This window comes from Neoroseomonas marina, assembly GCF_012927745.1.
In the GTDB taxonomy this organism is placed as follows: domain Bacteria; phylum Pseudomonadota; class Alphaproteobacteria; order Acetobacterales; family Acetobacteraceae; genus Neoroseomonas; species Neoroseomonas marina.
The window spans coordinates 383,096-403,301 of sequence record NZ_JABBKX010000001.1 but is presented as its reverse complement, the minus strand read 5'-3'; the positions used below and the strand labels follow the sequence as shown (position 1 = coordinate 403,301).

Below are 20,206 nucleotides of genomic sequence, written 5' to 3'. Positions count from 1 at the left end.
ATGGTGGGGGAGATCGGCAGGCCGCATGGCGTGCGCGGTCTCGTGCGCCTGCGCGCCTTCACCGAGGACCCGGCCGCCATCGCCGCCTATTCCCCGCTGACCGATGCCTCCGGCACGCGGCGCTTCGCGATCACGCTCAAGGGCGGCGACATCGCCGCCATCGAGGGTGTGGCCGACCGCGACGCGGCGCAGCGCCTGACCGGGACGAAGCTCTTTGTCGAGCGCGACCGGCTGCCGGCGACGGAGGAGGAGGAATTCTACCTGACCGACCTGATCGGCCTCGCGGCCGTGACGGAGGGTGGGGAGAGCCTCGGCACGGTCCGCGCGGTGGAAGACCACGGGGCCGGTCCCTTCCTGATCGTGGACGGCCAGGGGCGCGAGCACCTGCTGCCCTTCACGAAGGCCGTGGTGCCGGTGGTCGATGTCGCCGGCGGGCGCGTCACCGTGGTGCCGCCGGGGGAGATCATCGTCCGTCCCGAGGCCGGGGAGGAGCACGCGGCATGACCTGGCGCGCCTCCATCCTCACGCTGTTCCCGGAGATGTTCCCGGGGCCGCTCGGCCTGTCGCTCGCCGGCCGCGCGCTGCGTGACGGCAGGTGGTCGCTGGAGGCGCACGACATCCGTGCCGCCGCCACCGACCGCCACCGCACGGTGGACGACACGCCGGCCGGCGGCGGGGCGGGGATGGTGATGCGCCCGGACGTGCTGGACGCGGCGATCGGGGGGGTTCTGCCGGACGGCGATGCCCGCCCGCTGATCTACCTGACCCCGCGCGGGCGGCTGCTGGACCAGGCCATGGTCCGGACGCTCGCCGAGGGGCCGGGCTGCGTCCTGCTCTGCGGCCGCTACGAAGGCATCGACCAGCGCGTCATCGAGGCGCGCGGCATGGTCGAGGTCTCGATCGGCGACTACGTGCTGAGCGGGGGCGAGACGGCGGCCCTCGTGCTGCTCGACGCCTGCGTCCGGCTGCTGCCGGGCGTGATGGGCGCGGCGGACAGCGCGGCCGAGGAAAGCCACGGCGCCGAGGGGCTGCTGGAATACCCCCACTACACCCGGCCCGCCGACTGGCAGGGGCGGGCCATCCCGGACGTGCTGCTCTCCGGCCACCATGCGGAGATCGCCCGCTGGCGGCGCGCGGAGAGCGAGCGGATCACCAAGGAGCGCCGGCCCGACCTGTGGGCACGGCACGAAGCGAAACAACGCGGGGCAGGGGGCATGGACGGCCACCCCGCCGCCGCCTAAACGGACTTAGGAAAGGACCACGAAGATGAATCTTCTGGAGCAGTTCGAGGCCGAGCAGCTGTCTCGCCTCACCGCCGCCCGCGCCACGCCGGACTTCGCCCCGGGCGACACCGTCCGCGTCATGGTGAAGGTGCAGGAAGGCGAGCGCGTCCGCACCCAGGCCTACGAAGGCGTGGTCATCGCGCGTTCCAACAAGGGCGTGCAGAGCAACTTCACGGTGCGCAAGCTCTCCTACGGCGAGGGCGTGGAGCGCGTGTTCCCGCTCTATTCCCCGAACGTGGCCGAGATTCAGGTGGTCCGCCGCGGCAAGGTGCGCCGCGCGAAGCTGTACTACCTGCGTGGCCGCACCGGTAAGTCGGCGCGCATCGCCGAGAAGCTGGGCAACAAGGCCGACGCGGCGCCCAAGGCTGCCGCCGCCGCCGCGGAAGCCTGACGACCTCAAGGGGCGCCGCGATGCGTGCGGCGCCCTGGACTGCACTTTCGGGAGAAAACGATGTCAGCGCAGAAGCCGCGCACTTTGTTCGACAAGATCTGGGACGCCCATGTGGTGGACACGCTCCCGGACGGCACGGCACTGCTCTACATCGATCTTCACCTGACCCATGAAGTGACGACGCCGCAGGCCTTCGACGGCCTGCGGGCGGCTGGCCGCAAGATCCGTCGCCCCGAGGCGACGCTCGGCGTGATCGACCACAACATCGCGACCGACGAATCCCGCTACACGGGCATCGTCGACCCCGAGAGCGCGCTGCAGGTCGCCACCCTCGAGAAGAACGCCGCCGAGTTCGGCATGCCGCTGATCCCGCTGCTGGATGAGCGGCAGGGCATCGTGCACGTCATCGGGCCGGAGCTCGGCCGCTCGCTGCCGGGCATGACCATCGTATGCGGCGACAGCCACACCTCGACGCATGGCGCGATGGGCGCGCTCGCCTTCGGCATCGGCACCTCGGAGGTCGAGCACGTGCTCGCCACCCAGACGCTGCTGCAGAAGCCGGCGAAGAACATGCGCATCAGCGTGGACGGCAACCTCGCCTTCGGCTGCTCGGGCAAGGACATCGTGCTTGCCATTATCGGCAGGATCGGTACGGCGGGCGGCACGGGGCACGTCATCGAATATGCCGGCGACGCGATCCGCGCGCTCGACATGGCCGGCCGCATGACGGTCTGCAACATGTCGATCGAGGGCGGCGCCCGCGCCGGCATGGTGGCCCCGGACCAGACGACCTACGACTACATCGCGAAGACGCCGAACGGCCCGAAGGGCGATGCGCTGAAGCGCGCGATGGAGTGGTGGAAGACGCTGCCCTCCGACGCCGGGGCGCATTTCGACACCGAGCTCCGCCTGAACGCGCATGAGATCGCCCCGCAGGTCACCTGGGGCACCAACCCCGAGGCGGTGCTGCCGATCACCGGCGTGGTCCCGAACCCGGCGGACGTGGCCGACGAGGCCAAGCGCGCCCAGATGGAGCGCATGGTCCAGTACATGGGCCTCACGCCCGGCCAGCGACTGCAGGACCTCAAGGTCGATGTCGTCTTCATCGGCTCCTGCACCAATTCGCGCATCGAGGACATCCGCGCCGCCGCCGCCATCGCCCGCGGCCGCAAGGTCGCCGATGGCGTGCGCGCCATGGTCGTGCCGGGCTCGGGCCTGGTGAAGAAGCAGGCGGAACAGGAAGGCCTCGACCGCATCCTGCGCGAGGCAGGCTTCGAGTGGCGCGAGGCGGGGTGCTCCATGTGCCTCGGCATGAACCCGGACAAGCTGACGCCGGGCCAGCGGTCGGCCAGCACGTCCAACCGCAACTTCGAAGGCCGCCAGGGCCCGGGCGGGCGCACGCACCTGCTCTCCCCGGCGATGGCCGCGGCCGCCGCGGTGGCCGGGCACCTCGCCGACGTGCGCGACTATCAGCCGAAGGAGACCGTGTGACATGCAGGCCTTCACGACGCTGACCGGCATCGCCGCCCCGCTCCCCAAGGCGAATGTCGACACCGACCAGATCATCCCGGCGCGCTTCCTCAAGTCGATCTCGCGCCTCGGCTTCGGGAAGAACCTCTTTGCCAACTTCCGCTACAAGGAAGACGGCTCGGAGAACCCCGACTTCGTCCTGAACCAGGAGCCTTACCGCAAGGCCGAGATCCTCATCGCCTTCGAGAATTTCGGCTGCGGCTCCTCGCGCGAGCATGCGCCCTGGGCGCTGCTCGACTTCGGCATCCGCTGCGTGATCGCGCCGGACTTCGCCGACATCTTCCACAACAACTGCTTCAAGAACGGCGTCCTGCCGGTGCGGCTTCCGAAGGACGTCTGCGCGCAGCTCATGGAAGACGCGAAGCTGGGTGCGAATGCCCGCGTCACCGTCGACCTCGAGCGCGAAGTGGTGGTGCGCCCGAACGGAGAAGAGATCCCGTTCAAGATCGACCCGCTGCGTCGTCACCTGCTGCTGAACGGCCTCGACGACATCGGCCAGACGCTGCAGCACGCGCCCGCCATCGACAGCTTCGAATCCAAGCAAAAGGCGGCTCAGCCCTGGCTCTACGCCTGAGCTGACCGTTCCCCGGGCGGCGTCCACCCGGGGCGTCTCCCGACTGACCAGGAGACGTTCCCGTATGGCTTCCAACAAGAAACTTCTCATCCTGCCCGGCGACGGGATCGGTCCCGAGGTGATGCGCGAAGTGCGTCGCGTCATCGACTGGATGGGTCGCCGCCGCGCCGTCTCCTTCGACATCGATGAAGGCATCGTCGGTGGCGCGTCGATCGACGCCCAGGGCACGCCCATCACGGACGAGACCGTGGCGAAGGCCAAGGCGGCCGATGCCGTGCTGTTCGGCTCGGTCGGCGGGCCGAAGTGGGACAGCCTGCCCTTCGAGCAGCGTCCGGAGCTCGGCATCCTGCGTCTGCGCAAGGACCTCGGTCTGTTCGCCAACCTGCGCCCGGCGCTGGTGATGGACCCGCTGGTGGAGGCCTCCTCGCTGAAGGCGGACATCGTGCGCGGCGTCGACATCATGGTCGTGCGCGAGTCGACCGGCGGCGTCTATTTCGGCGAGCCGCGCGGCGTCGAGACGCTGCCCGACGGCAAGCGCCGCGGCTTCGACACCGACGTCTACCATGAGGACGAGATCGCCCGCGTCGCTCGCGTCGCCTTCGACCTGGCGCGCAAGCGCCGCAACAAGGTGACGTCGGTCGAGAAGGCGAACGTCATGCAGTCGGGCCGCCTGTGGCGCGCCGTCGTCGGCGAGATCCAGAAGGCCGAGTATCCGGACGTCCAGCTCGAGAACATGTACGCCGACAACTGCGCGATGCAGCTGTGCAGCCGGCCCAAGCAGTTCGACGTCATCCTCGGCAGCAACCTGTTCGGCGACGTGCTGTCGGACCTCGCGGCGGCGCTGACCGGCTCGCTCGGCATGCTGCCTTCCGCGACGCTCGGCGCGGTGGACCCGACGACGGGCAAGCGTCACGCGCTCTACGAACCGATCCACGGATCGGCGCCCGACATCGCGGGCAAGGGCATCGCGAATCCGCTCGCGCAGATCCTGTCCTTCGCCATGCTGCTCCGCTGGTCCTTCGGCATGGAGGAGGATGCGGTGCTGCTCGAGAGCGCGGTTGGCAAGGTCCTCGCGGGCGGCCTGCGCACGGCGGACATCATGCAGCAGGGCATGGCCCGCGTCGGCACCTCCGTGATGGGTGAGGCCGTGGTGCGCGAACTCGACAAGCTGTCGGCATGACGTGATTTCAGGCGGCGGAGGGGTTGCGCCCCACCGCCGCCTCGGCTATTTCCGCCGCCTCGCCGCGATGCGGCACGGGCGCCCGTAGCTCAGCTGGATAGAGCACCAGACTACGAATCTGGGGGTCAGAGGTTCGAATCCTTTCGGGCGCGCCACTTTTTCCTTCGATACAATCTCTCAGCACGTCCGGGCCGGCGGCCATGTCGAGAGCCAGCCGCCACCGTGAGACCGGAACACGTTCCGGGGAGCGCATCGCGCAGGACTTTTCCGCGCATCGCGATACCTGCACGACGTACGGATGGAAGCCGCCCGGTACTATCGGCTACGGCTCTCGACAGGCTCGGACCTGTCGTTCCGGATCGCGGGCTCGCCATCGGCGCCGCCGGTCCTGCTGATCCACGGGTTCCCGAGTTCGTCACGCATGTTCCGGCATGTACTGGCGCACCTTCCGGGGGCCTACATGATCGCACCCGACCTTCCCGGCTTCGGCGACTCCGACGTGCTGCGCGCGCCGTCCTTCTCCGCCTTCGCGCAGGCAGTCACCGAGCTGCTGGCGCATCTCTCGATCGGGCCGCGCTACATCTATCTGCATGACTTCGGCGCACCCGTCGGCCTCGAGATCGCCATGCGTGCACCCGAACAGGTGCTGGGCCTGATCGTCCAGAACGCCAATGCCCATGACACCGGGCAGGGAGAGGCATGGGCCGCGACCCACGCGTTCTGGAAGGACCCGACGCCGGCGAACGCGGCGCAGGCGACGGCCCACCTGACCTATGAAGGTACGCGCGACCAGTACATCCAGGGTGTGCCGCCCGACGTCGCGGCGCGCATTCCCGCGAGCCGCTGGGAGGACGACTGGCGCGTGATGCAGCGGCCTGGCCGTATGGACACGCAGCGTGCCCTCATCGCCGACTACGGTCGCTATTCGGCGACCTTCCCGGCGATCGCCACCTATCTCGCCACGCATCGGCCGCCCGCGCTCCTGATGTGGGGGCGGCACGATCCCTTCTTCGAACTGCGGGAGACGCTGTCCTGGCTCGAGGCGCTGCCGAGGATGGAGGCGCACATCCTCGATGCCGGGCACTTCCTGCTCGAGACCCATGCGGCCGAGGCCACGTCATTGATGCGCCGCTTCCTCGTGCGGACCGGTGCCGGATGAAACCGCGGCCAGGAAGGCACCGAAGGCCGGGGACGACGCGACGGCCGGCCGCGCCACAAGACTGGTGGTCCGACGCAGGGGCGGCCCCGCGGGCGTTCGCACGACCACGGCGGCGTTGGGATGGAGGTCTAGCGCGACGCGCGGGACGAAGCTGATGCCGAGATCCGCCGCGACGGCGCCGAGCAGCAGCTCGTAATCGTCGATCGCATGCGTCACCCGCGGTGCAAAGCCGGCGAGCGCGCAGGCGCGGCTGGTCAGGGTGCGGCCTTCGGATTCGCGCGCCCCGCCGATCCAGGCGCAGGTGGCCAAGGCGGCCAGGTCCACCGTTGCCGGCAGGGTGGCGAAGCGCGGCGGCAGGGCGAGCAGCACCGGCTCGTCCATCAGGGCGTGCGAGACGAGTCCGGGATCGACGACGCGTGGCACCAGGCTGTGGGTGTAGATGATCCCCGCATCGCAGCGGCCGATGCGGACGGCGTGCAAGGCGTCCTCGGGCTCCATCTCGTGCACCACGATGCTCAGGTCGGGGTGCTTCTCCCTGGTACGGAGGATCGCGGGCAGAAGATGGGCCTTCGCGAAGGTGCCGAAGCAGGCGATGTCGAGCGCGCCGCCGGGACGGTCTGCGACGATCCCCATGTCGATGCGCGCCGCATCCACGGCATTGAGGATGGTCTCGGCATGCGCGGCGAGGCGATGGCCCGCGGCCGTCAGCCTCACGCGCCGACCGACCGGTTCGAACAGCTTGACCCGGGCCTCGGCTTCGAGCGTCGCCAGCTGCTGGGACACGGCCGAGGGCGTGAGCCGGTTCGCGACGGCGACCGCCGTCATCGTTCCGTGTCGCCGGAGCTCCCTCAGGAGCCGCAACCGCCCCAGGTCCATCATTCAGATCTGCTTACAATAATTGATATCACTTTGAAACAGACCTGAATGCCGAGCCGCTGCTACCGCTTGCGCGTGATCCTCCATGGAGCCTGCGATGACCGGCGAACGGGATTTCGACTTCCTGCACCGCGACTGGAGGGTGCGGCATCGCAAGCTCCAGACACGGCTCGCGCGGGCGGCTGACTGGGTGGCCTTCGACGGGACGAGCAGCACCCGGCCGATCCTCGGGGGCCTCGGCAACGTCGAGGACAACTGGCTCGACGATCCTGCCGGGGCCTATCGGGCGACGGCGGTGCGCGCCTTCGAGGCAGGCACGGGCCTGTGGCGCATCTGGTGGCTCGACCTGCGCCACCCCGGCGTGCTGGGACCGCCGGTGGTCGGTCGGTTCGACGGCGCGCGCGGTGCGTTCCTGGCTGACGACATCTGGGACCGAACGCCGATCAAGGTGCGTTTCGTCTGGCTGACGGATGGGCAGGCCGGGCCGCGCTGGGAGCAGGCCTTCTCGCAGGACGGCGGGGCCACATGGGAAGTGAACTGGATCATGCAGTTCAGCTGACCCACGCGAGGGGTCGCCGGCTGCCACGCCACGCCACGGAAGCGAGGACCGCACCGATGACATCCACGACCGACGAGCGCGTCGCCGCCTTCTTCGACGCCTATGCCGCGGCTTCGTTGGCGGGGGATGCGGCCACCATCGGCGCCGCCTATGCCCCGACCTACATCGAGTCGGCGCCATCCGGCATGGAGGCCTTCCAGGTCGACGCCGCGTACCGGCGTGCTGTCGCAGCCAAGGCGGCCGCGATGCGGCGGATGGGCCTGAGCGCATCGCAGGCCGTCGTGCGCGAGGTCAGGAAGCTGGCGCCGAAGCACCTCCTCGTCGAGGTCGCCTGGCGGCTGCGCTTCGAGCCTGCGGGGCGCGCGGCGGCGGAGGCCGCCTTCCGGATCAGCTACGTGCTGCGGCTGGACGATGACGTCCTGAGGATCCTCCTCGCGCTCTCCCACGACGATGAGGCGCGGGCGCTGGAGGAACTGGGCCTCTCCTGATGCTTCCGGTGCGGCCGGCGGGGCGCCGTACGGCGGCCTTGCTCCAGCCCTCAATCGCCGCTACTCCGCGGCTTCGCCGGATCGCTTCGGCCGCGCGCCCGTAGCTCAACTGGACAGAGCACCAGACTACGGATCTGGGGGTTGGGAGTTCGAATCTTCCCGGGCGCGCCAGATGCCGGACGGGGCCGCGCTGCCGCCGGACGCTACTGGTCGATCAGCATGTGAAAGCCGCCTGCGACGAGGCGCCGTCCTTCGAAGATCGCTTCCTCGCCGTCCTTCGGCTGCACCCGCGCGTCGGCCAGGATCCTGGGCAGGGCGTCGTCCCTGACAGCCTTGCTCGGCCATTCGGTCCAGGACACCACGACGACCTCCCCCGTGCGGGCGGCCGCGGCGGCGCGGAAGTCACGCAACGGGGTGCCTGCGAGGTCGGCCTGCGCGCCATCGGCATGGAAGGCCGCTCCGTCCGCCGTGCCGGCATCCAGCAGGCAGTCGACGATCCGGCCTGCCCCGTATTCCCGATAAACGGCCGCCATCTCCGTGGAAAAGCGCCGATAGGCTTCGAGCTTCGGCTCCGGCACCGGGATCAGATAGCAATCGACGTAGGGCATGCGCGTCGCGTCCTCCGTGCGGGCCCGCACCTGCGGAAACGATGATGGATGGAGGGCCAAGGGCCCCGTCGCCGCCTGGCTCGGCGCGTGGGGCTCGCGCGATGGCGGTCTGCACCGTCGCGCGCCGCGGCCGGGGAGCGTTCCTGCCCAGTTGCCAGGCCCAGCCGGACCACCACCATAAGTCCGCACGCAGGGGTTGTAAAATTGGCGATGAAGAAAAACTAAAACGTGAATGCCAATCTTGTGATGTATGGACCCTCAGGCGCGCCAGGCGGCCAGGCTGACTTCGCGCAACGGCGCCCCGGCATCGATGAAAAGCCTGCCGTGCGGCGACAGCGCGGCCGCGATCCGGGGGAGGGCACGGCGGCCAGCCTCGGGGTGCCGGCCGTCCAGCGCGCCGACCCGCACGGCGAAGGCAAGGTCGTAGGCCGCCTCGCCCTGCTCGAGGACGAAGTCCTCCACCGCGACCTGCCGCAGGGACAGCGTGCCGGCCGCCAGCTCCGCGGCGCACGCGCTGCGGGCCTGGGCGATGGCCCGTGCCGAACGATCGATGCCGAGGACATGGCCGCCTTCGAGGTGCGCAGCGATCGCCCGCGTCGCAGCGCCAGGTCCGCAACCGATCTCGATGACGCGCATGCCACGCCGCAACGGCAGCGCCGCGACAACCGCGGCCAGCCGCGGGGAAAGCCCCTGGATCACGATAACTTTCCTGGCGTTCCTCGCACCCTACACCACATCACGTGACGTTACCAGGGTGTAATTCCACGTGATGATGCCCTACGTAACGCCGAGTGACTTCCTTCGGTGTTCCCGAGATCGAGGCCGGCTGGGCGCTCTTCCTCGATCTTGACGGCACCCTCCTCGACATCGCGCCCAGGCCCGACGCCGTCGTCGTGCCGAGTGGGTTGCCGTGTGCCCTTGCGCGTACCGCCGTCAGGCTCGGTGGTGCGCTGGCCGTTGTGAGCGGCCGGCCACGGGCGACCGTGGACTCCCTTCTCGCCCCCCTGGTCCTGCCGGGCGGGTTCGGCCATGGGGCTGAACTGCGGGACGCGCTGGGCCGGACCGGTGCCCCTGGTACCGTGCCGGTGCCGCCCCAGCATTGGGCCGTACGGCTCGCGGCCTTCGTCGCCGCGCATCCTGGCCTGCTGCTCGAGCGCAAGCCGCATGGTCTCGCGCTGCACTACCGCGCGGCTCCGGACCAGGCGCGGGCCGCGAAGGCGCTGATGTCGGCCTTCGCCGACGAGGCGCCCAGCGATTTCGAGCTCCTGCCCGCGCACATGGCCTTCGAGATCCGTCCGCGCGCCGCGACCAAGGGGCGCGCCGTCGCGGCCCTGATGGCCGCCGCGCCCTTTCGCGGCCGTCGCCCGGTCTTCGTCGGCGACGATGTCACCGACGAAGACGGCATGGCCGAAGCCAGGCGCCTCGGAGGCTTCGGCCTGCGGGTCGGCGAGGACTTCACCGGCGGTCCGACCGAAGTGCGGGCCTGGCTCGCCCGCGCGGCGGACCGATCGAACACGGAGGCGACCCTTGACCAACCTTGACTATGCGGTGCTCGGCAACTGCGCCATCGCTGCCCTGGTCTCGTCGACGGCGCGGCAGGAATGGTTCTGCTTCCCGCGCCTCGACGGCGAACCGGTGTTCAACGCCCTGCTGGGCGGGGAGGACCCGCCGCGCGGCTTCATGGACGTGCTGCTGCGCAACCAGGAACAGGCGTCGCAGCGCTACCGGCGCAACACGGCGGTCGTCGAGACGCTGCTCACGGACGACACCGGGGCGGCGTTGCGCATCATCGATCTCGCGCCGCGCTTTCGTCGGTTCGGGCGCATCTATCGCCCGCCGATGATCGTACGGCGGCTCGAGCCGGTTTCCGGGCGGCCGCGCATCCGCATCCGCATCCGGCCCTCCTTCGACCATGGCGCCGAGGCCGGGCGGACCAGCATCGGCAGCAACCATGTGCGCTATGTCGGCCCCGAGATGGTGCTGCGCCTGACGACCGACGCGCCGATCTCCTACGTCACGGAGGAAGCGGAGTTCGGCCTCGATCGTCCCGTCAGCCTGATCCTCGGCGCCGACGAGAGCCTGCCGGAAGCGCCGGACCTGGTCGCACGGACGGCCATCGCCGAGACCGAGGCCTATTGGCTCGAATGGGTGCGCGGTCTGAACCTGCCCTTCGACTGGCAGGATGCGGTGATCCGCGCGGCGATCACGCTCAAGCTCTGCTCCTACGAGGACACCGGCGGCATCGTGGCGGCGCTCACCACCTCGGTGCCCGAGGCGCCGGGCAGCGGGCGCTGCTGGGATTATCGCTTCTCCTGGCTGCGGGATTCCTTCTTCACCGTCGGCGCGCTCAATCGCCTGAATGCGACCCGCACCATGGAAGGCTTCATGCGCTTCATCATGGATGCGGTGCCGGACGGCTCGGCCGGGCCCATCCCGCCCCTGTTTCCGATCGCGCCCGGAACCTCGGTCGAGGAGCGGATCGCCGGCGCGCTGCCCGGCTTCCGCGGCGACGGGCCCGTGCGCATCGGCAATGCCGCCGTCAGCCAGCTGCAGAACGACGGCTACGGCGCGATCGTGATGACCGCGGCGCAGATGTTCCATGACCAGCGCCTGACGCGGGTCGGCGACATCGCGCTGTATCGCCAGCTCGCCACGCTCGGCGAGCAGGCGGAGCGCGCCGCCTTCGTTCCCGATGCCGGCCTGTGGGAGTATCGCGGCCGCGCCGTGCCGCACACGCATTCGGCGGCGATGTGCTGGGCGGCGCTCGACCGCCTGGGCGCGATCGCCGAGCATCTCGGACTGGACGACGAGGCACGGGACTGGGACCGGCGCGCCGAGGAGCTGCGCCGCCGGATCCTCGCAGCCGCGACGGTGCCGGGGGAAGGGTGGCTGTCCGGTGCGCTCGACGGCACGCAGGTTGCCGACGCATCCACCTTCCTGCTGCCCGAGTTCGGGCTGATCCGCGCGACCGATCCGCTGTTCCTGCGCACCGTCGAGGTGCTCGAGAAGCGCCTGGTCCGCGACGGCATCGTGCTGCGCTACGACCATGAGGACGATTTCGGCACTCTCGAGGTCGGCTTCCTCGTCTGCACCTTCTGGTACATCGACACCCTCGCCCGCATCGGCCGGAAGGACGAAGCGAGGGCACTGTTCGAGCGTGCCCTGGCCTGGCGCAACCATGTCGGCCTGCTGTCCGAGGATGTGCACCCGGCGACCGGCGCGCTCTGGGGCAACTTTCCGCAAACCTACTCGCAGGTCGGCCTGATCCTGTCGGCGATGCGCCTGTCTCGAACCTGGGAGGAAGGCCTTTGGCGCGCCTCGTGATCGTCTCGAACCGCGTGCCTCCACCTCGCGCACGCGGCGCGGCGAGCGCCGGCGGCCTTGCGGTCGCTTTGCAGTCCTTCGTGGCCCCGGGGACGCTTTGGTTCGGCTGGTCCGGTCGCGTTCACGAACGGACCTCGGAGAAGCCGCGCCTCGTCGAGGGTCACGGCGTCACCTATGCCACCATCGATCTCGGGGCCGAGGACTACGACCGTTTCTATGTCGGCTTCGCCAATTCGTCGCTCTGGCCGCTGCTGCATTTCCGGCTCGGGCTGATGCGTTATCGCCGGGAGGACTTCGAGGGCTACCTGGCGGTCAACGCCGCCTTCGCCGATGCGCTGGTGCCGATGCTGCGTCCCGACGACGTGATCTGGGTGCACGACTATCATCTCATCCCGCTCGCGGCCGCACTGCGCGCCCGCGGCTTTGCGGGGCGGATCGGATTCTTCCTGCACATCCCCTTCGTGCCGCCATCGGTGCTCGAGGCGCTGCCCCCCGCGCGGGAGGTGCTGCAGGCCTTGTGTGCCTATGACGTGGTCGGCTTCCAGACGCGGACGCACCTCGCGGATTTCCTCGATTGCGCGCATCGTTTCAGCGGCTTCGCGGTGGATGGCGACGAAGTGGTGACGGATGGCCGGCGCGTGCGTGCCATCGCCGATCCGATCGGCATCGACGCCGCCGGCTTCGCGCGCAGCGCCGCGCGGTCGACGGGCACGGCCTACATCCAGCGCATGAAGGACAGCCTGGCGGGGCGTGCGTTGGCCATCAGCGCCGAGCGGCTGGACTACTCCAAGGGCCTGCCCAACCGATTCGAAGGGTTCGCCCGCCTGCTCGACCGCTTTCCGCAACAGCAGCGCCGCGTCTCCCTGCTGCAGATCGCCGCCCGGTCGCGCGAGGACGTGGAGGAATACCAGACGCTGCGCCGCGAGCTCGACCGGCTGGCGGGCGACATCAACGGGCGTTTCTCGCAGTTCGACTGGGTGCCGCTGCGCTACATGACCCAGACCGTGGAGCGCACGAAGCTCGCCGGCCTGTTCCGCATTGCGCGCATCGGCCTGGTCACGCCCCTGCGTGACGGGATGAACCTGGTGGCGAAGGAATTCGTCGCGGCACAGGACCCCGCCGATCCAGGAGTGCTGATCCTGTCGCGTTTCGCTGGCGCGGCGGAGGAGTTCTCCGAGGCCCTGATGGTCAACCCCTACGACCCCGACCAGATCGCGGAAGCGATGAACGCCGCGCTCGAGATGTCGCTCGAGGAACGCCAGGCGCGCCACGCCGCCTTGCGGCGCGCCGTCTTCGAGGTGACCGCCGCGCGCTACTGCAACGTGTTCGTGGACGCGCTGGCGGCCTGAGCCGCGCAAGGGCGCACGAGGGCTTCACCTTCGTGCGCCCCCGGCGGCACGCTGATCGTGTCGGCCTTGGCAGGCCTCAGCGTCCGCGCAGCGCTTCCGGCGTCACCTTGCCGAGTTCGCTCAGCAGCAGCGGCCAGCCGCGCAGGCCTTCCTCGAGCGAGGACAGCCGGAAGAACTCGTTGGGCGCGTGCACGTCCTCGTCCGGCATGGCGTAGCCGAACATCAGCGTGTCGAGGCCCAGTGTCTCCTGGAAGATCGCGGTGATGGGCAGGGTGCCGCCGATGCGCGCGCGGACGGGGGCGCGGCCGGTGGTCGTCTCGATCACGCGCTCGGCCGCGACCAGCAGCGGATGGCCTTCCCGCAGGGTGAAGGCGGGCGAGCCGGCATCCTGGTCGAGGAATTCCAGCGTCACCCCCGCGGGCGCCTTGGCCAGCAGATGCCCCCGCAGCACCTTCTGCACCCGCGCCGGATCCTGCCCCGGCCCGAGGCGCATGGTGAACTTCGCATGGGCCTCGCAGGGCAGGACGGTCTTGCTGCCGGCGCCGGTATAGCCGCCCCACATGCCGTTCACCTCGATGGTCGGCATCAGGGTGATGCGCTCCCGCAGGCCAAGCGCCGGGTCGCCATAGGGCGTCGCAGCGATGTCTCCGTAGAACTCGGCCTCCTTCATCGCGAGCGCGGCAGCGTCCGCGCGTTCCCGCGGGCCGATCGGCGCGAGGTCGTCGAAGAAGCCGGGCACGGCGATGCGTCCGGCATCATCGTGCAGGCCGGCGATCAGCTTCGCCAGTTCATGGTTCGCGTTGCGCACGGCGCCGCCGTAGCGGCCGGAATGCATGTCCTTCGATGCGGTGCGCAGGGTGACTTCCAGCTTCGTCAGCCCGCGCGACCCGACATTGACCGTGGGCAGGGTCGTGCTCGCCCGCCCGCCATCGGCGGACAGCACGGCATCGGCCACCAGCGCGTCCCGGTTGCGTTCGATGAGCGTCAGCAGGGAGGGGCTGCCGATCTCCTCCTCGCCTTCGAGGAAGAAGCGGATGTTCACCGGGCAGCCGCCGGCCGCGATGAAGGCCGCGACCGTCTCGACCGCGATCAGCGTCGATCCCTTCACGTCCGAGGCGCCGCGCGCGTAAATCCGCCCGTCGCGGATGGTCGGCTCGAAGGGCGGGCTGATCCACAGGTTCAGCGGATCGGGTGGCTGCACGTCGTAATGGCCGTAGACGATCAGCGTCGGCTTGCCGGGGGCGCCCATCCAGGCGCCGGTCACCGCCGGCTGGCCGCCGCCGTCCAGCAGCCGGACGTCGGTCAGCCCGGCTTCCTTCAGGCGGGCCAGCAGGAACTCCCGCGTCGCCTTCATCCCCTCGGCATAGGCCGGGTCCGTGCTGACGCTGGGCAGGCGCAACAGCGCCTTCAGCCGCTCCAGGATCTCGTCCTTGCGCGCCACCAGCGCCTCGGCCACTGCTTCGCTCATGCTGCATTCCTCGACTGCGCGGGGCCAGCCTAGACCGGGCGGGCGGAGGGTTGCAGAGTGCCGCCCGACAAATCCGAGGGAAACGGGATGGGACGTCCACCGAGCACGGCCGAGCGCCGCGCGGCTTTTCGCGCGATCCTGGCAGGGAATGCCTGCATCCACCCCGCTTCCGTGCACGACCCCATCGCCGGGCGGATCGCCGCCGATCTCGGCTTCGAAGCAGCGATGTTCGCCGGTTCCGTCGCGTCGCTCACGGTGCTCGGCGCGCCCGACATCATCGTCCTGACGCTGTCCGAATTCGCCGACCAGGCGCGGCGCATCTGCCGCGGCGGCGCCCCGCCGCTGATGGTCGATGCCGACCACGGCTACGGCAATGCGCTGAACGTCATGCGTACGGTCGAGGAACTCGAGACCGCCGGCATCGCCGCCCTGACCATCGAGGACACCGACCTGCCGCGCGGCCATGGCGTCGCGGAACCGGGCCTGCTGAGCCTCGAGGCCGGGCTGGGCAAGATGCGCGCGGCGGTCGCGGCGCGGGAAGACAAGGGCCTCGTCGTCGTCGCCCGCACCAGCGCGCTGAACCTCGTCAGCCTGGACGAGGCGGTGCGCCGCGCGAAGGCCTATGCGACCTGCGGCGCCGATGCGCTGTTCTTCACCGGCGTGAACGACTGGGAACAGCTTGCCGCCATCCAGGCCGTCGCGGGTGGGCTGCCGATCATCCTCGGCGGCACGCCGCCCAAGATGGCCGACAAGCCGCGGCTCGCGGCGAATGGCGTGCGCGTCGCGCTGCAGGGGCACCAGCCCTTCGCCGCCGCGGTCGCCGCCATCCATGCCACGCTGAAGGCGCTGCGCGACGGCACCCCGCCGGCCGACCTGCAGGGCATCGCGCCGCCCGCGCTGATGAAGCAGGTGACGCGCGAAGCCGACTACGCCGCCTGGACCCGCGACTTCCTCTGAGACCGGACGAGACCGCCATGCCCGTCGATCCCGACACCCTCGCCACGCTCCAGGACAAGTACCTGGTGCTGCATGAATTCGTGCGCGCCGCGAAGAACCGCCTCGACGCGAATCTGTGGGACTACCTGGTCGGCGCGACCGAGACCGAGACCACCATGCGGCGCAACCGCATGGGCATCGACGCGCTCGCCTTCCGCCCGCGCGTGCTGCGCGACGTGTCGCAGATCGACACCAGCTCGACTATCCTCGGCAAGGCGGTGCGGCTGCCGGTCTTCCTCGCCCCGGTCGGCGGACTCGAATTCATGGCGGTCGGCGCCAACGGCGCGGTGACGGCGGGCGAGGGGGCCTCGGGCTTCGGCGTGCCGATCATGCTCTCCTCCGTCTCCAAGCCGGGGCTCGAGGAGGTCGCGGCGGCGACGCCGGGGATGAAGATCTACCAGCTCTATGTCCGCGGCGACGCCGCCTCGATCGAGGACAGCATCCGGCGCGCGGTCGGCAACGGCTACGATGCGTTCTGCCTCACGGTCGACACGGCGATCTATTCGCGGCGCGAGCGCGACATCGCCCGCCGCTTCGCCAAGCCCTGGCGCGCCACCGCGACCGGGGAGGCGCAGCGCTACCAGGCCGCGCTGAACTGGGACGACGTGAAGCGTATCAAGGATGCCCATCCCGACTTGAAGCTGATCCTCAAGGGCATCGCGACCGGCGAGGACGCGATGATCGCCTGCGAGCATGGCGTCGAGGTCGTCTATGTCTCGAACCACGGCGGTCGCCAGCTCGATGCCGGGCGCGGGTCGATCGAGGTGCTGCCGGAGGTCGTCGCGGCCGTCGGCGGCCGCGCGAAGGTCTGGGTCGATGGCGGCTTCTCGCGCGGGACCGATGTGGTGAAGGCGCTCTGCCTCGGCGCCGAATGCGTCGGCCTCGGGCGGCTGTATTGCTACGCGCTCGCCGCCGATGGTGCCGCCGGCGTGGTCCGGATGCTCGAGATCCTGGAGAACGAGATCCGCTCCTGCCTCGGCCTGCTCGGCGTGACCTCCATCGCGCAGCTCGGCGCGGGCTTCGTGCATGCGGCGATGCCGACCAACCTGCCGCATGTCCACAGCGCCTTCCCGCTGCTGCGGCTGGACGATTCCGGGTATTGAGCCCGCCCGAACCGGACCGAAGTCCCGTCCGCGACCTGCTCGCGGACGCGGCCTTCGTCCGCCTCTGGGCGGCGGGCGGCCTGACCAACTCGATGCGCTGGGTGGAGATGCTCGTCAGCGGGCTCTTCGCCTATGAGCTGACGCATTCGGCCTTCGCCGTCTCCCTCGTGCTGATGTCCCGCGCGCTGCCGATGCTCACGGCCGGCGCGCTGTCGGGCGCGCTGGCGGAAAGCCTCGATCGCAAGAAGCTGCTGATGGCGGGCCAGGCGGCGACGGCGGTCGGCGCGATGGTCATCGCGGCGCTGGCCGCGAGCGGCTCCCTCGCGCTGTGGCACCTGTTCGCCAACGGCATGCTGGGCGGCCTCGTCTGGACCAACGAGCTCGCCACGCGCCGGCGCATGGTGGCCGAGGCGGCCGGGCCGCACCGCATCGTGCAGGCCGTCGCCTTCGACACGATGACGGGCAGCACCACGCGCATGGTCGGGCCGCTGGCGGGCGGCATCTTCTACCAGACCTTCGGCGTCACCACGGCCTACCTGATCGCCTCGGTGCTCTATGTCGCGGCCTTCCTCCTCGTCTCGGGCGTGAGGCACGACCAGGAACGGCGGCGCCTGGTGCCGCGGCGCCTGGCCGCGGAGGTGGCGGAAGCGGCGCGCATCGCGCGGCGGATGCCGGTGCTGCGGCTGGTGCTCGGCGTCACCATCGCGATGAACGTGTTCGGCTTTTCCTACCAGTCGATCCTGCCGGCCTTCGGCGCCATCGCCTTCGCGGCCAGCCCCGCGCAGATCGGGCTGCTCGCCGCCGCGGAGCCGCTGGGCGCGCTCTTCGCGGGGCTCGGGCTCGCCTTCCGGCGCGGACCGCCGCCGGGCGCGGCCGCTCTCGTCCTGGGGTCGGCCGCCTTCCTGGTGCTGCTGGTCTTCGCGGTGCGGGCGCCGTCCCTGCCGGTGGCGGCACTGCTGCTGATGCTGGGCGGCGCCGGCACGGCGGCCTTCTCCAGCCTGCAGACCGGCCTCGTCATCATGCACGCGCCGGTCGAGGCGCGGTCCCGGGTCCTCGGGCTCACCACGACCTGCATCGGCATGGGACCCCTCGGGGTGCTCGTCGTCGGGGCGCTGGCCGATGCGTTCGGGCCGCGGGACGCCATTACCGGCATGGCGGTCGTCGGTCTCGGCGCGCTCGGTGTCGTGGCCCTCCTCGCGCGCGACAAAGGTTAACGCACCCGCCCGGCGGTGACGCGCCGCGCGGCTTGGTCTACACGGGAGGGCGAGACCCGCGGCGCCTGTGTTCCGTGTGTCTTCGCAATGATTTCAACTTTCGGTAGTGATTTGCCCCTCCCGGACAGCCAGACGGGGCAATGTCGCCGCCGGGCCCAGGACGGGAAGGATAGAGCGGCATGTCGCCAGCCGGGGCCAAGCGCCAGATTCTGGTCATCGAGGACGAGGCCCTGGTGGCCATGCTGGTCGAGGACGCGCTGCTCGATTCCGGTTTCGACGTGATCGGCCCCGCCCGCTCGGTCGCCGAGGCGCTGGAACTGCTCGAGGCCGAGCAGCCAGCCGCGGCCGTGCTCGACCTCAACCTGGGCGGCGAGAACTCCCTCGCGGTGGCCGACGCGCTGTCGGCCCGCGGCATCCCCTTCCTGGTCGCGACCGGCTACGGCTCGGCCGGCCTGCCGCAGACCCACCGGCATGTGCCGGTGCTGCCGAAGCCCTATGATCCGGCGGACCTGACGACCCTGGTCGAGCGCCTCTGCGACGGGCGCTGACCCGCCCGCGGCTGCCCCGCTGGGACGGCCCGCGCGTCGGCTCGGGCCGAGGCTAGACCGCGGCGCTGTGCCGCGCCGGCGAGGGCTTGAGGTAGGCGTCGAAGCAGGCGGCCAGATGCCGGAGGAAGGGCCGCCCCTGCGGGGTCATGGCGAGCCGTCCGTCCGCGCGCGTGACCAGCACGTCCGCGATCAGGTCGTCGAGCCGGTCCCGTGCGGTGGCGAGGATCGCCGGCGGGACGTCGGCCTCCCGAATGCCGCCCTCGCACATCACCCGTTCGATCAGGCGGCCGCGTGCGCGGTCTTCGGCGGTCAGCGCCAGGCCGCGCGCGGTCGGCAGCCTGCCCGCCTCGACCGCCGCGAGCCAGGCCTTCTCCTCTGCGGCGTTCTGCACGTAGCCCTGCGGCGTCAGGCCGATGGCCGAGGCGCCGAGGCCGATCAGGTAGGGTGCGGTGTCGGTCGTGTAGCCCTGGAAGTTCCGCCGCAGCGCGCCCGATACGGCGGCCACCGCCATGGCGTCGCCGGGCTTCGCGAAGTGGTCGAGACCGATCGCGACATAGCCCGCATCGGTCAGCACGCGCGCCGTCGCCTCGGCTTGGCGCATGCGCAGCGCCGCGTCCGGCAGGTCCTCGACGCGGATGCCCTTCTGGTGGGGCTTCATCCAGGGAACATGGGCGTAGCCGAAGACAGCCAGGCGATCGGCGCCGCAATCGACGGCGAATCGGGCCGAATCCTCGACTTCGGCGACGCCCTGGCCAGGCAGCCCGTAGATCAGGTCCATGTTGATGCCGCCGACGCCGATCGCGCGCAGTCCGCGCACCGCGGCTTCCACCTGAGCCTTGGGCTGGATGCGCCCGATGCGCTCCTGCACCGCCGGCGTGACGTCCTGCACGCCGAGGCTCGCCCGCGTCAGGCCAATATCGGCCAGCGCGGAGAGCAGATCCGCCCCGAGCGCGCGCGGGTCGAGCTCGGCCGCGACCTCCGCCCCCGGGCGGAACGCAAAGAGCCGCCGCAGCGCCCCGGCGATCCGACGCAGCCCATCGGCGCCGAGCGCGGTCGGCGTGCCCCCGCCCAGGTGCAGGGCAGCGACGCCGCCATGGCCCGGCAGCAGCGCGGCGACCATCGCCGCCTCCGTCTCGAGCCCCGCGCCATAGCGCGCGATTCGCGCCGCCGAGCGCGTCACCGTGGTGTGGCAGCCGCAATACCAGCAGAGCTCGTGGCAGAAGGGCACGTGGACGTAGAGGGAGAGCGGCGCCTCGGGCGGCGCGGCCAGCAGCCAGTCCGCATAGGTGGCGGGCGCGAGCGGCCCGAAATGCGGCGCCGTGGGATAGCTGGTGTAGCGGGGCAGGGGCGTCGCGGCGTGGCGGAGCAGTGTCTCGCCGGACGGGTTCGATGACGCGGGCATGACGTTTCTTCACCACGCGGTCCGCGCAGGCGCCTTGCGATGGCGCAACCTTTCACGGTCCGGCGCTGCGTTGTGATTCCGGACCATTGTCGTCCGTCTCCGGGTGTTCCAGGCTGTGCGAAGGTCGGCGTATGCTGGCAGCGAAACGGAGGAC

At 70.5% G+C, this 20,206-nt stretch carries 21 protein-coding genes and 2 tRNA genes; 18 read left to right on the top strand and 5 right to left on the bottom strand.

Annotation, left to right across the window (positions count from 1 at the left end; genetic code table 11):
* From rimM to GWK16_RS01865, 8 genes are all read left to right on the top strand, one after another.
* Positions 1-504 (top strand): ribosome maturation factor RimM, encoded by a 504-nt coding sequence (gene rimM, locus GWK16_RS01900; RefSeq protein ID WP_211187086.1) that lies wholly within the window; start codon positions 1-3, stop codon positions 502-504.
* Complete coding sequence (trmD, locus tag GWK16_RS01895; RefSeq protein ID WP_170052274.1) at positions 501-1,241, top strand: tRNA (guanosine(37)-N1)-methyltransferase TrmD; 741 nt, start codon at positions 501-503, stop codon at positions 1,239-1,241. Before rimM ends, trmD begins: the two co-directional genes overlap by 4 nt.
* Positions 1,242-1,266: 25 nt before the next feature.
* The gene (gene rplS, locus GWK16_RS01890; RefSeq protein WP_170052273.1) at positions 1,267-1,674 is read left to right on the top strand and encodes a 50S ribosomal protein L19; all 408 of its coding nucleotides are present in this window, start codon (positions 1,267-1,269) and stop codon (positions 1,672-1,674) included.
* Between the two features lie 60 nt (positions 1,675-1,734).
* Complete coding sequence (leuC, locus tag GWK16_RS01885) at positions 1,735-3,165, top strand: 3-isopropylmalate dehydratase large subunit (RefSeq protein ID WP_170052272.1); 1,431 nt, start codon at positions 1,735-1,737, stop codon at positions 3,163-3,165.
* 1 nt (position 3,166) lies between these two features.
* Positions 3,167-3,778 (top strand): 3-isopropylmalate dehydratase small subunit, encoded by a 612-nt coding sequence (leuD, locus tag GWK16_RS01880; RefSeq protein WP_170052271.1) that lies wholly within the window; start codon positions 3,167-3,169, stop codon positions 3,776-3,778.
* Between the two features lie 64 nt (positions 3,779-3,842).
* Positions 3,843-4,958, top strand: a complete 1,116-nt coding sequence (leuB, locus tag GWK16_RS01875; RefSeq protein WP_170052270.1) for a 3-isopropylmalate dehydrogenase — start codon at positions 3,843-3,845, stop codon at positions 4,956-4,958.
* A gap of 78 nt (positions 4,959-5,036) precedes the next feature.
* Positions 5,037-5,113 (top strand) — tRNA-Arg (locus GWK16_RS01870).
* 143 nt (positions 5,114-5,256) lie between these two features.
* The gene (locus GWK16_RS01865) at positions 5,257-6,117 is read left to right on the top strand and encodes an alpha/beta fold hydrolase (protein WP_170052269.1); all 861 of its coding nucleotides are present in this window, start codon (positions 5,257-5,259) and stop codon (positions 6,115-6,117) included.
* Here the strand turns inward: GWK16_RS01865 and GWK16_RS01860 are convergent.
* Positions 6,076-6,993, bottom strand: a complete 918-nt coding sequence (locus GWK16_RS01860; RefSeq protein ID WP_277613553.1) for a LysR family transcriptional regulator — start codon at positions 6,991-6,993, stop codon at positions 6,076-6,078. The genes GWK16_RS01865 and GWK16_RS01860 overlap by 42 nt on opposite strands.
* Positions 6,994-7,090: 97 nt before the next feature.
* On the opposite strand from GWK16_RS01860, the gene GWK16_RS01855 reads away from it, so the two are divergent.
* The 3 genes from GWK16_RS01855 (at position 7,091) to GWK16_RS01845 (ending at position 8,211) form a co-directional block, all read left to right on the top strand.
* The gene (locus GWK16_RS01855; protein WP_170052267.1) at positions 7,091-7,552 is read left to right on the top strand and encodes a DUF1579 domain-containing protein; all 462 of its coding nucleotides are present in this window, start codon (positions 7,091-7,093) and stop codon (positions 7,550-7,552) included.
* Positions 7,553-7,608: 56 nt separating this feature from the next.
* The gene (locus GWK16_RS01850; RefSeq protein WP_170052266.1) at positions 7,609-8,040 is read left to right on the top strand and encodes a hypothetical protein; all 432 of its coding nucleotides are present in this window, start codon (positions 7,609-7,611) and stop codon (positions 8,038-8,040) included.
* Positions 8,041-8,134: 94 nt separating this feature from the next.
* A tRNA-Arg gene (locus GWK16_RS01845) sits at positions 8,135-8,211 on the top strand.
* A 32-nt stretch (positions 8,212-8,243) separates the two neighbouring features.
* Here GWK16_RS01845 and GWK16_RS01840 read toward each other — a convergent pair.
* Positions 8,244-8,648: a DUF1428 domain-containing protein gene (locus GWK16_RS01840; RefSeq protein WP_170052265.1), complete on the bottom strand. Its 405-nt coding sequence runs from the start codon at positions 8,646-8,648 to the stop codon at positions 8,244-8,246.
* A 258-nt stretch (positions 8,649-8,906) separates the two neighbouring features.
* Positions 8,907-9,347, bottom strand: a complete 441-nt coding sequence (locus GWK16_RS01835) for a methyltransferase domain-containing protein (RefSeq protein ID WP_170052264.1) — start codon at positions 9,345-9,347, stop codon at positions 8,907-8,909.
* A gap of 92 nt (positions 9,348-9,439) precedes the next feature.
* Between GWK16_RS01835 and otsB the strand changes: the two genes are divergently transcribed.
* From otsB to GWK16_RS01820, 3 genes are read left to right on the top strand one after another with little or no spacing between them, the layout of a single operon-like run.
* Positions 9,440-10,189, top strand: coding sequence for a trehalose-phosphatase (gene otsB / locus GWK16_RS01830; protein ID WP_338144372.1), 750 nt, complete (start codon positions 9,440-9,442; stop codon positions 10,187-10,189).
* Complete coding sequence (locus tag GWK16_RS01825; protein ID WP_170052263.1) at positions 10,176-11,972, top strand: glycoside hydrolase family 15 protein; 1,797 nt, start codon at positions 10,176-10,178, stop codon at positions 11,970-11,972. Before otsB ends, GWK16_RS01825 begins: the two co-directional genes overlap by 14 nt.
* Entirely contained in the window at positions 11,957-13,321 is a 1,365-nt protein-coding gene (locus tag GWK16_RS01820; RefSeq protein ID WP_170052262.1) for an alpha,alpha-trehalose-phosphate synthase (UDP-forming), read from the top strand. The genes GWK16_RS01825 and GWK16_RS01820 overlap by 16 nt, the downstream gene beginning before the upstream one ends.
* Before the next feature lie 76 nt (positions 13,322-13,397).
* On the opposite strand, the gene GWK16_RS01815 is transcribed toward GWK16_RS01820, so the two are convergent.
* Positions 13,398-14,789, bottom strand: coding sequence for a M20/M25/M40 family metallo-hydrolase (locus tag GWK16_RS01815; RefSeq protein ID WP_170052261.1), 1,392 nt, complete (start codon positions 14,787-14,789; stop codon positions 13,398-13,400).
* Between the two features lie 87 nt (positions 14,790-14,876).
* On the opposite strand from GWK16_RS01815, the gene GWK16_RS01810 reads away from it, so the two are divergent.
* The 4 genes from GWK16_RS01810 to GWK16_RS01795 all read left to right on the top strand — a co-directional run bounded on the left by GWK16_RS01810 (position 14,877) and on the right by GWK16_RS01795 (position 18,650).
* Positions 14,877-15,746 (top strand): isocitrate lyase/PEP mutase family protein, encoded by an 870-nt coding sequence (locus tag GWK16_RS01810; RefSeq protein WP_170052260.1) that lies wholly within the window; start codon positions 14,877-14,879, stop codon positions 15,744-15,746.
* Between the two features lie 17 nt (positions 15,747-15,763).
* Positions 15,764-16,888: an alpha-hydroxy acid oxidase gene (locus tag GWK16_RS01805; protein ID WP_170052259.1), complete on the top strand. Its 1,125-nt coding sequence runs from the start codon at positions 15,764-15,766 to the stop codon at positions 16,886-16,888.
* Entirely contained in the window at positions 16,885-18,102 is a 1,218-nt protein-coding gene (locus tag GWK16_RS01800; protein WP_170052258.1) for an MFS transporter, read from the top strand. Before GWK16_RS01805 ends, GWK16_RS01800 begins: the two co-directional genes overlap by 4 nt.
* A gap of 179 nt (positions 18,103-18,281) precedes the next feature.
* The gene (locus tag GWK16_RS01795; protein ID WP_170052257.1) at positions 18,282-18,650 is read left to right on the top strand and encodes a response regulator; all 369 of its coding nucleotides are present in this window, start codon (positions 18,282-18,284) and stop codon (positions 18,648-18,650) included.
* A 52-nt stretch (positions 18,651-18,702) separates the two neighbouring features.
* Here GWK16_RS01795 and hemN read toward each other — a convergent pair whose 3' ends face one another.
* Positions 18,703-20,052, bottom strand: coding sequence for an oxygen-independent coproporphyrinogen III oxidase (hemN, locus tag GWK16_RS01790; protein WP_170052256.1), 1,350 nt, complete (start codon positions 20,050-20,052; stop codon positions 18,703-18,705).
* Positions 20,053-20,206: the final 154 nt, after the last annotated feature.

Bases quoted from the DNA above. Each gene is read 5' to 3' on its own strand.
- trmD (WP_170052274.1), top strand. From the start codon at position 501: ATGACCTGGCGCGCCTCCATCCTCACGCTGTTCCCGGAGATGTTCCCG.
- hemN (WP_170052256.1), bottom strand. From the start codon at position 20,052: ATGCCCGCGTCATCGAACCCGTCCGGCGAGACACTGCTCCGCCACGCC.
- leuC (WP_170052272.1), top strand. From the start codon at position 1,735: ATGTCAGCGCAGAAGCCGCGCACTTTGTTCGACAAGATCTGGGACGCC.
- GWK16_RS01865 (WP_170052269.1), top strand. From the start codon at position 5,257: ATGGAAGCCGCCCGGTACTATCGGCTACGGCTCTCGACAGGCTCGGAC.
- GWK16_RS01795 (WP_170052257.1), top strand. From the start codon at position 18,282: ATGTCGCCAGCCGGGGCCAAGCGCCAGATTCTGGTCATCGAGGACGAG.
- leuD (WP_170052271.1), top strand. From the start codon at position 3,167: ATGCAGGCCTTCACGACGCTGACCGGCATCGCCGCCCCGCTCCCCAAG.
- GWK16_RS01815 (WP_170052261.1), bottom strand. From the start codon at position 14,789: ATGAGCGAAGCAGTGGCCGAGGCGCTGGTGGCGCGCAAGGACGAGATC.
- GWK16_RS01805 (WP_170052259.1), top strand. From the start codon at position 15,764: ATGCCCGTCGATCCCGACACCCTCGCCACGCTCCAGGACAAGTACCTG.
- rplS (WP_170052273.1), top strand. From the start codon at position 1,267: ATGAATCTTCTGGAGCAGTTCGAGGCCGAGCAGCTGTCTCGCCTCACC.
- GWK16_RS01855 (WP_170052267.1), top strand. From the start codon at position 7,091: ATGACCGGCGAACGGGATTTCGACTTCCTGCACCGCGACTGGAGGGTG.
- GWK16_RS01850 (WP_170052266.1), top strand. From the start codon at position 7,609: ATGACATCCACGACCGACGAGCGCGTCGCCGCCTTCTTCGACGCCTAT.
- leuB (WP_170052270.1), top strand. From the start codon at position 3,843: ATGGCTTCCAACAAGAAACTTCTCATCCTGCCCGGCGACGGGATCGGT.
- GWK16_RS01810 (WP_170052260.1), top strand. From the start codon at position 14,877: ATGGGACGTCCACCGAGCACGGCCGAGCGCCGCGCGGCTTTTCGCGCG.
- GWK16_RS01860 (WP_277613553.1), bottom strand. From the start codon at position 6,993: ATGGACCTGGGGCGGTTGCGGCTCCTGAGGGAGCTCCGGCGACACGGA.
- GWK16_RS01840 (WP_170052265.1), bottom strand. From the start codon at position 8,648: ATGCCCTACGTCGATTGCTATCTGATCCCGGTGCCGGAGCCGAAGCTC.
- rimM (WP_211187086.1), top strand. From the start codon at position 1: ATGGTGGGGGAGATCGGCAGGCCGCATGGCGTGCGCGGTCTCGTGCGC.